The organism is Enterovibrio paralichthyis, from assembly GCF_019209835.1.
Lineage (GTDB): Bacteria > Pseudomonadota > Gammaproteobacteria > Enterobacterales > Vibrionaceae > Enterovibrio > Enterovibrio paralichthyis.
In genome coordinates this window covers 128,682-140,903 of sequence record NZ_JAHUTS010000002.1, presented here as the reverse complement: position 1 = coordinate 140,903, position 12,222 = coordinate 128,682, and the positions used below count along the sequence as shown (strand labels likewise).

Below are 12,222 nucleotides of genomic sequence, written 5' to 3'. Positions count from 1 at the left end.
ACCGTTTACAAAATTCTTTTTAATTTCACCACCTTGCTGCAAGCCACGTATCCTGCAGCATGCAGGCAATCTGCTTCAGAAAATCAAGATATTACGTGACAAAAATTATTCTCATTCGCTTTACCTCTGTGATATGCGTCTAAAATTAAAGAGTCAGCCACAGAATGAAGGGGAAGCCTATGAAGAAGTTGATAACGCTAATGTTTATTTTCTTCTCCTTGTCATCAACTGCGAAAGCCTCTGATCTCACACAATTTGATTTCCCACTTTTAATTGGAGATTGGTATTGGTTTAGCCCGGATCAGCACGACAACCCGAAGGCGGAGAATCCTTACAAAGCGATCAATATTTCTTTCACTTCCGAGTATCGCTTTAAGGTAAAACTACTCAAGCGTGATGGATCAGTGGAAGAGGCCGAGGGTGTTTACGATTTAGATGAAAACACACTGGTGCTGAGTGATGACTATGGTGACACGCAACACCATGAGTATCAGCTAAACCACAACCAGTTAATGTTGAAAGGTGCTTTGTTCACCAAGATTTTGCCCAGTGATTTGTCTGGCGCTTGGCAAAGTGATGAGATTGGTGGCGGTGATGTCGACGACAGAGTCTCAAACCTTGATCTGTTGTTAAGACCTGACTTTTTGTTCTCTGTACGTGTGCAGGGAAAAGAAGGGGAGTCAGTCACTCACCGAGGTGTTTATTTCCTAGAAGATGATCATCTGGTGCTTATCTATCGGGGAGGACAGCAGGATTCACAATTCGAGCTGGATGCAGACACATTAACCCTTACCAATACCCAATTTGGTATGCAGGCAGTGCTGAAAAGGCAAGTCCCGTAACGAATGGTTTCCCAAAACAGAAAGGGCGCAAAAAGCGCCCTTTGTTTTTGTTAATGCTTAGCTAAATATTGAAAGCCTTTCTCAACGCATCAAGATAGCTGTCATCACGACAAATTGATTTACCAGGCTCATCTGAAATTTTCGCGACAGGTTTACCGTTGCAAGTCACCAGTTTGATCACCACGTTAAGCGTTTCAACATCTGGCAAGTGACACGTCAGTTGGGTGCCAATACCGAAGGAAGTGTTGATACGTCCGCTGAAGTGTTGGTGAATCGTCAGCGCTTTTTCCAGTGTCAGACCATCTGAGAAGATCAGCGTTTTAGCCAGCGGATCAATATCCAGACTTTCATAGTGGCGAATAGCTTTCTCACCCCAGGCAATTGGGTCGCCACTGTCGTGACGCAATCCGGCAAATTTCTCGCTGAGGTTGCGGTTAAAGTCATTCAAGAAAGCATCCATATTAATGCAATCGGTAAGGGCAATCCCCAGCTTGTCAGGGTATTCCTGCAACCAGCGGTTCAATGCCAGCTGTTGCGAATCAGCCAGATCTCCGGTCAGTTGCTGATGAGCCTGGAACCATTCATGCGCTTGCGTGCCCACCGCAGGAATACCATGCTGTTTGGCAAGAAAGAGGTTAGAGGTGCCGCTAAAATGACTGCAATGCTGAACCAAGTGGTTAACGATCGCGTGGTGTACCGCTTTAGAGAAACGACGACGGGTACCAAAATCCACGAAATGGAAATCTTCGTTAGTACCTGAAAGCAGTGTGAGTTTACCTTCCAGCAATTCAACAGCCTGACGAACCGTTGTCTCTGGGTATTTATCGTGACAACGTAACTCACAAATAATGGCCAGTAGCGGGACTTCCCACAAGATGACATCCAGCCATTTACCTTCAATGTGAATGGCCAGTTGGCCGTCAACAATTGACACGCGAACCTGGTGAGCCTTCAAGGAAAATTGGCGCAGATACTCCAGATAATCTGGCTGATAGAGGTTAAGGCTCGCGAGATAATTCAGTTCATCCTCGGTAAAGGAAAGGGAAGCGAGAGCTTGAATTTCTTTTTCTAAACGTTCTTTAAGCGCAACGAGGCTTTCATCGCTTCGGCAATGAAACTCTGCAGTCACTTCGACTTCCGGATAGTGATGGAAGATCGCCTGCTGCATATTTAGTTTGTAGGCATCCGTGTCTAATAATGACGAAATAATGGGCGTATGCATGCCTTAAAAATGACCTCTATAACGGGTTTTATTTGAACGTCCGGTGCTGCGCGGCGGGCTGAAAACCGTGCTTACGTTTATACCTAAGCATCCGGAAAAGTGCATGTTCAGGGTGTTTGGGTATAAGGGTGCAAATTTAACGCCAAATAGACGGCTCGAGTCAACCCGTTCACCACGTTTACAGTGTATAGACTGTTAAAGTTGAATACATTTACAGCAAGCGCAAAAGCAACTTTTGGTTGTTGGTCATACAAAAGGGTTTGATTGATTAAACCTTGCGCAAGGTGTGTGGTAATGCTCCGTGGGAATGAGTATCTTAGGTGCATTATTCTAAATGAAGGACGGACACACAGAATGTCTGTCTTCCGTTATGCAACAAAAGGAATCTGACATGACGCAACAACCTCAGGCGAAGTATCGTAAAGACTACAAATCGCCAGACTTTACTATCACCCATCTTGATTTAGCGTTTGACCTAGAAGCCTCTCAAACCCGTGTGGTTGCTAAAAGTCGTGTTAAGCAACTGACTGAAGGGGCTGATTCCCTGTTGCTGGATGGCGATAGCCTTGTCCTGAAGCGTGTAGAAATCAATGGCAGTTCATGGTCAAACTATGAAGAGACAGAAGAAGGGTTGCTACTTTCCGATCTGCCAGCCCAGTTTGAGCTATTGATTGAAACCGAAATCAACCCAGAAGCGAATTCCTCATTGGAAGGGCTCTATCTTTCTGATGGTGCGTACTGCACCCAATGTGAAGCCGAAGGTTTCCGCCGCATTACTTACTATCTGGATCGCCCGGATGTTCTTGCAAAATTCACCACCAAAATCACGGCAGATAAAGCAAGCTTCCCATTCCTGCTTAGCAACGGTAACAAAATTGGTGAAGGTGAATTGGAGAATGGCCGCCATTGGGTTCAGTGGGAAGACCCATACGCAAAACCAAGCTACCTGTTTGCACTGGTAGCGGGCGACTTTGATTTATTGGAAGACACTTTCACCACGAAAAGCGGCCGTGAAGTCGCGCTGCAAATCTTCGTTGATAAAGGAAACCTGAACCGCGCGCCGCACGCCATGACTTCGTTGAAAAACTCAATGAAGTGGGACGAAGAAAGATTCGGGCTCGAGTACGATCTGGATATCTATATGATCGTCGCTGTCGACTTCTTCAACATGGGCGCGATGGAGAACAAAGGGCTAAACGTCTTTAACTCAAAGTTTGTTCTTGCCAACTCTGATACTGCAACCGATACCGATTACTTGGGTATTGAAGCGGTGATCGGTCACGAGTATTTCCACAACTGGACGGGTAACCGCGTCACGTGCCGCGACTGGTTCCAGCTGAGCCTGAAAGAAGGCTTGACGGTTTTCCGTGATCAGGAGTTTTCTTCCGATCTGGGTTCCCGTGCAGTGAACCGCATTAATAACGTCCGAATTATGCGTGGCCCTCAATTTGCTGAAGACTGCAGCCCGATGGCGCACCCGATCCGTCCGGAAAAAGTGATTGAGATGAACAACTTCTACACCCTGACGGTCTATGAAAAGGGCAGTGAAGTTATTCGCATGATGCATACCCTGTTGGGTGAAGCCAATTTCCAGAAAGGCATGAAGCTTTACTTCGAACGTCATGACGGTACCGCAGCTACCTGCGAAGATTTCGTGAAGGCGATGGAAGATGCATCCGGTATTGATCTTGGCCAGTTCCGTCTTTGGTACAGCCAGTCCGGTACGCCGGTGTTGGATGTGACAACCGCTTATGATGCCAGCGCCAAAACCTTCGCGATGACAGTGAAGCAACATACGCCGGCAACAGCTGATCAAAAAGAGAAGCAACCTCTGCTGATCCCATTCGACATCGAGCTGTATGCACAGGATGGCAGTGTTATTGAGTTACAACGTAACGGTCAAAAAGTTGATAACGTACTGCACGTTACAGACGCTGAACAAACCTTCGTGTTCGAAGGCGTTAATGAAGCGCCAAAAGTTTCTATGCTGCGTGAATTCTCCGCGCCGGTAAAACTTAACTACGACTACAGCGATGAAGAGCTGGCATTCCTGATGGTGCATGCACGCAACGAGTTTGCGCGTTGGGATGCAGGGCAGATGCTGTTGGCAAAACACATTAAAGCCAATGTCGCACGTGTTCAGTCAGGCGAGTCTGTTGAGATCCCGGCAGATGTGATTGATGCATTCCGTGGCGTGTTGCTGAACAAAGAACTCGATGTCGCGTTGATTGCTGAAGTCATGACGCTTCCGAGTGAAAATGAAATCGGCGGCTGGTTTGACGTGGTCGATGTTGATGCGATCAATCTGGTGCGTGATGCGTTCAAGTCTGCATTCGCAAAAGAATTGGAAGATGAACTGAGCGCCGTGTATCACACACTGGCACAGGATGAATATTCCATTGACCATGCCGCCATCGGCAAACGCACGCTGCGAAATGTATGTCTAGGTTATTTGGCATTAAACGGGCAGGGTGATGAACTGGTCAATGCTCACTATGCTGGTTCAAAGAACATGACAGACACAGCGGCGGCACTGGGTGCGGCGAATCACGCTCAACTGCCATGCCGCGCGGCGCTGATGCAGTCATTCAGCGACAAGTGGCAGCATGATGGTCTGGTGATGGATAAATGGTTTATGTTGCAAGGCTGCAATCCAGCGGCAAATGCCCTGGAAAACGTGAAAGCGCAGATGTCGCACCCAACGTTCAGCCTGAAGAACCCGAACCGCACCCGTTCACTGATTGCCTCGTTCTGCAATAACAATCCGGTGCATTTCCATGCGAAGGATGGTTCAGGCTACCAGTTCCTGTCAGATATACTTATTCAGTTAAATGAATCGAATCCTCAGGTCGCTTCACGATTAATTGATCCGCTACTTAAACTTAAGCGTTTTGACGAGCAACGACAAAAACTGATGCGAGCCGAATTAGAGCGTTTGGCATCGTTGAATAATCTTGCGAAAGATCTCTACGAGAAAATCAACAAAGCACTCGAAGCCTGAACCTTTCGCTTGAGAAATTAGCACTAACAGGTATTTTAAAAGCCGTCTTTCACTGACGGCTTTTTTTATGAAATCGAATGTCTATCTGTTTAATCTTGATATTTCCTACCATACTTTCCAGCACCATTATTCCGGCGCTGCCTCTTCAGTTATTGTCCATACAGATAGTGGGTTAACACTGCAACTTCCCGCAATGCGACTTCGTCCTTTCCTTACTCAACTGGGGGTGAGAGGGCGCTTCAGGCTTACTGTAGATTCGAACAATCGTTTCAAATCCCTCGAACAAATAAGCTAAACCGTACGACAGTCACATATCTTAAAAATCGGCTCTATTTAACGATAATTGATGTAACGCTTTTATTAACGAACCCGTAAACTACTCCATACGTCGCAAAGACTATTTAACCTCTATACTCATAGCGATCACATAAAAAATAAATGGAGTAAACCATGACCGCGCGTGACCCTATTGTGCCGGTGTTGCTTGAAAAGGTTTATCATCTTATTGCTGAAAAACTGGACAAGAAACAACAACCGTTAGTGGAGACTTTGGCAAAAAGGATTTTGGGTCCCATCTCTGATGATGATTTACAGGAAAGGAATGAATCCGACCTCTACGGCGCTGTTATCAGCCTGTGGCATCATCTAAATACTTTCGAACAAGACAAGATCTTTGTTAAGGTCTTTAACCCTACATTGAGTGGTAACGGTTGGCAGTCAACCCACACCATCGTTGAAATTCTCACTCCTGATGCACCTTTCCTCGTCGATTCAGTCCGTATGGCGTTGAACCGTTTGGACATTGCCACGCACTTGATGCTGAACGGCCCAATAAAAGTACAAAAAGATGCGAAAGGAAACGTCACGCAAATTGGCACCGAAGAGGGTGTAAGCCAGACGGTTTTCCATCTGGAAGTTGACCGCATCAGCAGTAAAAAAGAGATGGCGGCGCTGGAAAAAGAGCTGACCGAAACGCTGACGGACGTTGCTTTGGTCGTTCAGGACTGGCAACCCATGCAAGACAAGATGCTGAGCATTATCGATTCGTTGAAAAAGGAAAAAGCAACGATCGACAAAGAGCGCAGACAAGAAGGGATTGAGTTCCTTCAGTGGATTGCATCGCACAACTTTACCTTTATGGCGTACAAATATTACGAGTTGAATGCCATTGAAGGGGACTATGAGCTGGTGGCTTCTGCGGAAGAAGGGCTGGGATTGGCGAAGAAGCTGGATCCTAAGCGTCCTGGACAGAAACTCTCTGAGGTTGCCGAGTCAGCACGTCACGCTGCACTGAGCAAAGACCTGCTGATCATAAATAAAGCCAACTCCAAATCCCGTGTTCACCGTCCGGCCTATATGGATTACATCGGCGTTAAGTGTTTCGATAAGAAAGGCAACGTCATTGGTGAGCATCGCTTCCATGGTCTCTACACGTCCTCGGCCTATAACCAGTCCACCAGCAATATCCCGGTATTGCGTAATAAAGCGAGACGGATCCTTGAGATCAGTGGGTACTACGAAGGATCCCATTCGTGGAAGGCGCTGGCCAATATCATCGAAAACTTCCCCCGTGATGAACTGTTCCAGGCAACCGAAAGCGAAATGCTGGACATCGGCATGGGTATTGTTCAGGTGCAGGACAGGGATATGCTTCGTCTGTTTGTGCGCAAAGACCCATTCGGACGCTTTTTCTCCTGTATGGTTTATGTTGCGCGTGAACGCTACACCACAGAGTTTCGCCGTATTACCCAGCGTATTTTGGGTAGCTACTTTGGCTCAGATCAGGATGTAGAGTTCAACACCTTCTTCTCTGAAAGCCCGTTGGCGAGAACCCATTACATTGTGCGTGTAGACAACAATAACTTTGACATTGACGTGAAGAAATTGGAGCAAAACCTGACGGAAGCGGCGTCCTCCTGGGATGATCGTCTCAAGCAAGCGGTTATCACTACATTTGGTGAAAACCACGGCACACCGATTGCCAAGCGCTACCACTACGCATTCCCACGCTCTTATAAAGAGGCCATGTTGCCAGGGTCAGCAGTTGCGGACATCGAACGTCTGGAAAACCTGAGCGATGAGAAAAAGCTGGATATGCTTTTCTATCGCCCTCAAGAAGAGCCGTCAGCGTCTTGTGCTGTTCGCTTGAAGTTGTTCCAGAAAGATGAAGCCATTCACCTGTCTGATGTTATGCCAATGCTGGAAAACCTTGGCTTGCGTGTGATTGGTGAATCACCATACCGGGTTGAAACCAAAACCGGTGAAGTGTTCTGGATCCTTGATTTCTCCATGCTTCACAGCGCGCGCAATGGGTTTGATCTTTCAGAAGCGCGTGAGCGTTTCCAGAATGCCTTTGCCGGAATCTGGTATGGCCGACTGGAGAATGATGGTTTCAACCGTTTGGTACTGAATGCCGGACTAACAGGACGTGAAGTGACGATTCTGCGTGCTTACGCGCGATATATGCGTCAAGTTGCATTCCCGTTCAGCCAGTCCTACATCGAAGAGACATTGGCATCACACGCTGATTTGGCGAAACTGCTGGTCAGTCTGTTCAACAAGCGTTTTTCTCCTACCAAACACAACGAGCGCGAGCAAAACAAGATCATCCAACAGATCGAAGAATCGTTGGAACGTGTAGAGAGTCTGGATGACGACCGTATTATCCGTCGTTATATGGAAATGATCCTTGCTACGCTGCGCACCAACTTCTTCCAGAAAGACAAAGAGACAGGCGAGAACAAAGACTACCTGTCGTTGAAAATGCAGCCGAAAAATATTCCGGAGATCCCAAAGCCGGTTCCTGCGTTTGAAATCTTTGTTTACTCGCCGGATGTTGAAGGTGTCCACCTGCGTGGTGGCAAAGTCGCACGTGGTGGTTTGCGCTGGTCTGACCGTCAGGAAGATTTCCGTACCGAAGTCTTGGGTCTGGTGAAAGCGCAACAGGTGAAGAACACGGTTATCGTTCCAGTTGGCGCGAAAGGTGGCTTTGTCTGTAAGAAACAACATTCGCTCAGTGGGCGTGATGAAATTTTCGCAGAAGGCCAACGCTGCTACCGCATCTTTATCCGCGGTCTGCTGGATATCACCGATACCATTGTCGAAGGTGACCTGACGCCGCCGGTGAATGTGGTTCGCCACGATGAAGATGACCCATATTTGGTTGTTGCTGCCGACAAAGGAACCGCAACATTCTCCGATCTCGCTAACTCGGTATCAGAAGAATACAACTTCTGGCTGGGTGATGCGTTCGCATCCGGTGGTTCTAATGGTTATGACCACAAAGCGATGGGTATTACCGCCAAAGGTGGTTGGGAATCGGTGAAACGTCATTTCCGTGAGATTGGCATTGACTGTCAGGAGACGGATTTCACGTGTGTGGCGATCGGTGATATGGCCGGGGACGTGTTCGGTAACGGTATGCTGTTGTCGAAGCACATTCGCCTGGTGGCCGCTTTTAACCATATGCATATCTTTATCGACCCGAACCCGGATTCAGCGAAGTCCTGGGTAGAGCGTGACCGTTTGTTTAAGCTTCCACGTTCAAGCTGGGAAGATTACGACGCCAAACTGATCTCGAAAGGCGGCGGCATCTTCTCTCGTAAGTCTAAATCGATTGAGCTGTCGCCGGAAATTCAGAAGTTACTGGGTGTGCGTAAGCAGTCAATGACACCGAATGAGTTGATCAAACAGATCCTTAAATCAAAAGTGGATCTACTTTGGAACGGTGGTATCGGCACCTATGTGAAAGCGGAAGAAGAAACACATACTGATGTGGGCGACCGTGCGAATGACGCTTTGCGTGTTAACGGCAATGAGCTGGGCGCACGCATTGTTGGTGAAGGCGGTAACTTGGGTATGACCCAGATGGCGCGTATCGAATATGCCATGAGTGGTGGTCGTGTGAATACCGACTTTATCGATAACGTGGGCGGTGTGGATTGCTCGGATAACGAAGTTAACATCAAGATCCTGCTTAATGGCTTGGTGGCAGCCGGTGATCTTACTTACAAACAGCGTAATGAGCTGCTTGAGCGCATGGAAGATGAAGTTGGTGAAATCGTCCTGGACGATGCCTACCAACAAAGTGAGTCGATTTCTGTCACTGCCGAACAGCAGGTAGCTTTGCTGAAAGAGCAGATCCGCTTTATCCATTACCTGGAAAAAGAGGGCAAACTGGATCGTCAGTTAGAGTATCTGCCAGACGACGAAACCCTGTCTGAGCGCCAACTGCATGGCAAAGGACTGACAAGACCTGAAATCGCGGTGCTGGTGGCTTATGGCAAGATGGTGCTGAAAGAGCAGCTGGTGATTGAACAAATTACTCAGGATCCGCACTTTGGCAAGTTACTGCCAGATTATTTCCCTAAAGAGTTACAACGTAACTACAGTGCGGCAATGGAAAACCACCCGCTACGTGGTGAAATCATTGCGACAAGCCTTGCCAATCAGATGTCGAACATCATGGGCTTTAACTTCGTTACCCGCATGCAGGATGAAACGGGCGCGAGTGTCGGTGACATAGCTGCGGCATACGCGATTGCCCATGAAGTGTTTGATTTTGGCCATACGTTCGAAGAACTGCGAGAGCTGGACAACAAACTGCCGGCGCAAGTGCAGTATGCATTGATGTTCCGTTGTCGCCGTATGCTTCGTCGTGCCACCCGTTGGATTCTGCGTAATCCAATGAAAGGCAAGGGGATTGAAGACCAAGTGGCCTTCTACAAACCTGCGGTTAAGAATCTGGAAGAGAATCTGGAGAAATACCTGGTTCCATCTGAAATCAAGGAACACGAAGATCAGGCTGAAGAGTACACCACATTGGGTGTGCCTAAAGCGATTGCGGACAAAATTGCCCGCCTGACCAGCTTCTATGCCGGCCTCGATTTGGCACAGGTTTGTGATCAAATGGATAAACCGTTTGAAGTGGTTGCAAGATTGTACTTTGTGCTTGGCGATACCTTGTCGCTGCACTGGTTCCTCAAGCAGATCACCAACCAACCGGTCGAAAACCACTGGCAGGCACTTGCCCGCGCTTCATTCCGCGAAGATTTGGATTGGCAGCAACGTATGCTGACAGCGCATATCCTCGAAGGTATGGAGAAAGGCGAGAGCGCAGAGCTGGGTCTGGAGACCTGGATGGTTGAGCATGCAGTCAGTTTAGGGCGTTGGGAGAGCATAGTGGCAGAGTTTAAAGTGGGGACAGCCCATGAATTTGCGAAATTCTCCGTTGCTTTGCGGGAACTTACGCTTTTAAATTTGAATTAAGTCGCTAAAGCGTTAATAATACAGCCCCGTTTATACGGGGCTTTTTTTCGGAGGTTACATGATGTACCGCCTCGCCAGATCGGCAATCTTTCAGTTGGATCCAGAACATGCTCATGATCTGGCAATCAAAAACCTTTCACGCTTTACCGGCACTCCTCTCGATCTTTTCTACCGTCAAAATCTTCCTCCTCGTCCCGTTCAGGTAATGGGTCTGCATTTCAAAAATCCGGTTGGCCTCGCTGCAGGTCTTGATAAGAACGGTGAGTGTATCGATGCATTCGGCGCGATGGGTTTTGGTTTTGTCGAAGTAGGGACAGTCACCCCCCGTCCTCAGGATGGTAATGACAAGCCTCGTCTTTTCCGCGTAATTCCCGGAGAAGGGATCATCAACCGTATGGGTTTCAACAACCATGGTGTTGATGCGCTGGTGGAGAATGTTAAGAAGGCCAAATACGAAGGCGTGATTGGCATTAACATTGGTAAAAACAAGGATACACCGCTGGAAAACGGTAAAGACGATTATCTGATTTGCATGGATAAAGTCTATGACCACGCCGGCTATATCGCCGTTAACATTTCGTCACCAAACACACCGGGACTGCGTTCACTGCAATATGGTGAAGCGTTGGACGATTTGCTGGGCTCATTAAAAGCACGCCAGAATCAACTGGCAGGTGAGAAAGGCAAATATGTTCCGCTGGCATTGAAAATTGCGCCGGACATGAGTGAAGACGAACTGGTACAGGTTGCTGATGCGCTGGTTCGTCACGGCATTGACGGTGTCATTGCTACCAATACCACCTTGGACCGTACACTGGTGGACGGCATGCCACACGCACACGAAATGGGAGGCTTGAGTGGTCGTCCTGTTCAAACCAAGAGCACAGAAGTGATTCGCCGCTTACACCAGGAGCTGAACGGTAAATTACCGATCATTGGTGTGGGTGGTGTTGATTCAGTGATCGCTGCCAGGGAGAAGATGATGGCAGGTGCAGAGCTGGTTCAGGTTTATTCTGGTTTTATTTATCACGGGCCACGTCTGGTTAAAGATATCGTCCGCAATATTTAAATCTATTAATAAAGAATTCCGAGCGAAAGGGGAACTTTGTTTCCCCTTTTTTTTTGCCTGAACCCGATTAAACTCCTTCGAAAGCACCTTTATTTTCAATGGTCACGGACCGATTCTCTGCAATCGCAGGAGCGAAAACGATGTTGAAACCCAATAACGCATGGAAGTGGTACTTCGACGAAGTAGGCGAGTCGTTAATGCTGGATTTGGGTCAAGAGATGGTTTTTCGCGTTGCCATTGAAAAGAAACATCTCATCCCCGATGCGTTTATCGAGAGCCCATTCTCAGTAGATGACGCATCTCTTTTTCAAACATACTCAGAAGCGGTAAGCGTTCTGGGTTTGTCTGGCCCTCGCAAGGCTGAATTGATTTTGAACGCAGTGGCAGCAAAACGCTTCCATAAACCGCTCCTCCCAAAAAGCTGGTTCTTCCAGGGGCAAGAAGTCCAAATTTCTCCGGAAATAGGGCAGATTGTTGAACTGAAGACCGAGCACGGCAGTGAAGCTTTCCTGGTGATTGAAAATGCTGGTACAGCAAGCCTTTGCATGCATGCCAGTGAGTCGCCGTTAGCGCTGACCGACACAAAACAAATGCGGTTCTGTGAAGCGATAAAAGTAATGAATGATCGGCTATCTACATACCAACAGCAATACGATAGCGGCAGTGGTCATTATGCGTTAGTGGGCTGACAGTATCCTTCTGTCAGCCCACGTTTTCTTCTCTTTCCCCTGAGTTTCCCGCTTCTGTGTACACGCCCGTATTGTGGCTGTATGCCCCAATGGGGCTACAAATACTTCCTATCCATACCAAACCAGCTGCC

7 protein-coding genes are annotated in these 12,222 nt (G+C 47.8%); 6 read left to right on the top strand and 1 reads right to left on the bottom strand.

Annotation, left to right across the window (positions count from 1 at the left end; translation table 11 throughout):
* Positions 1-179 precede the first annotated feature (179 nt).
* A complete protein-coding gene (locus KU854_RS02995) occupies positions 180-842 on the top strand; it encodes a lipocalin family protein (protein WP_218357000.1) in 663 nt (220 codons plus the stop codon).
* 61 nt (positions 843-903) lie between these two features.
* On the opposite strand, the gene pncB is transcribed toward KU854_RS02995, so the two are convergent.
* Positions 904-2,064, bottom strand: a complete 1,161-nt coding sequence (gene pncB, locus KU854_RS02990; RefSeq protein WP_218356999.1) for a nicotinate phosphoribosyltransferase — start codon at positions 2,062-2,064, stop codon at positions 904-906.
* A gap of 391 nt (positions 2,065-2,455) precedes the next feature.
* Here pncB and pepN point away from each other — a divergent pair, with 391 nt between their 5' ends.
* From pepN to KU854_RS02965, 5 genes are all read left to right on the top strand, one after another.
* The gene (gene pepN, locus KU854_RS02985) at positions 2,456-5,065 is read left to right on the top strand and encodes an aminopeptidase N (protein WP_218356998.1); all 2,610 of its coding nucleotides are present in this window, start codon (positions 2,456-2,458) and stop codon (positions 5,063-5,065) included.
* Between the two features lie 67 nt (positions 5,066-5,132).
* Positions 5,133-5,360, top strand: a complete 228-nt coding sequence (locus KU854_RS02980) for a DUF2835 domain-containing protein (RefSeq protein ID WP_218356997.1) — start codon at positions 5,133-5,135, stop codon at positions 5,358-5,360.
* Between the two features lie 155 nt (positions 5,361-5,515).
* Positions 5,516-10,333, top strand: a complete 4,818-nt coding sequence (locus KU854_RS02975) for an NAD-glutamate dehydrogenase (protein WP_218356996.1) — start codon at positions 5,516-5,518, stop codon at positions 10,331-10,333.
* Positions 10,334-10,391: 58 nt separating this feature from the next.
* Positions 10,392-11,402: a quinone-dependent dihydroorotate dehydrogenase gene (pyrD, locus tag KU854_RS02970; protein ID WP_218356995.1), complete on the top strand. Its 1,011-nt coding sequence runs from the start codon at positions 10,392-10,394 to the stop codon at positions 11,400-11,402.
* A 140-nt stretch (positions 11,403-11,542) separates the two neighbouring features.
* Entirely contained in the window at positions 11,543-12,091 is a 549-nt protein-coding gene (locus KU854_RS02965; protein WP_218356994.1) for a cell division protein ZapC, read from the top strand.
* Positions 12,092-12,222: the final 131 nt, after the last annotated feature.

Bases quoted from the DNA above. Each gene is read 5' to 3' on its own strand.
- KU854_RS02995 (WP_218357000.1), top strand. From the start codon at position 180: ATGAAGAAGTTGATAACGCTAATGTTTATTTTCTTCTCCTTGTCATCA.
- KU854_RS02980 (WP_218356997.1), top strand. From the start codon at position 5,133: ATGAAATCGAATGTCTATCTGTTTAATCTTGATATTTCCTACCATACT.
- KU854_RS02965 (WP_218356994.1), top strand. From the start codon at position 11,543: ATGTTGAAACCCAATAACGCATGGAAGTGGTACTTCGACGAAGTAGGC.
- pncB (WP_218356999.1), bottom strand. From the start codon at position 2,064: ATGCATACGCCCATTATTTCGTCATTATTAGACACGGATGCCTACAAA.
- pepN (WP_218356998.1), top strand. From the start codon at position 2,456: ATGACGCAACAACCTCAGGCGAAGTATCGTAAAGACTACAAATCGCCA.
- KU854_RS02975 (WP_218356996.1), top strand. From the start codon at position 5,516: ATGACCGCGCGTGACCCTATTGTGCCGGTGTTGCTTGAAAAGGTTTAT.
- pyrD (WP_218356995.1), top strand. From the start codon at position 10,392: ATGATGTACCGCCTCGCCAGATCGGCAATCTTTCAGTTGGATCCAGAA.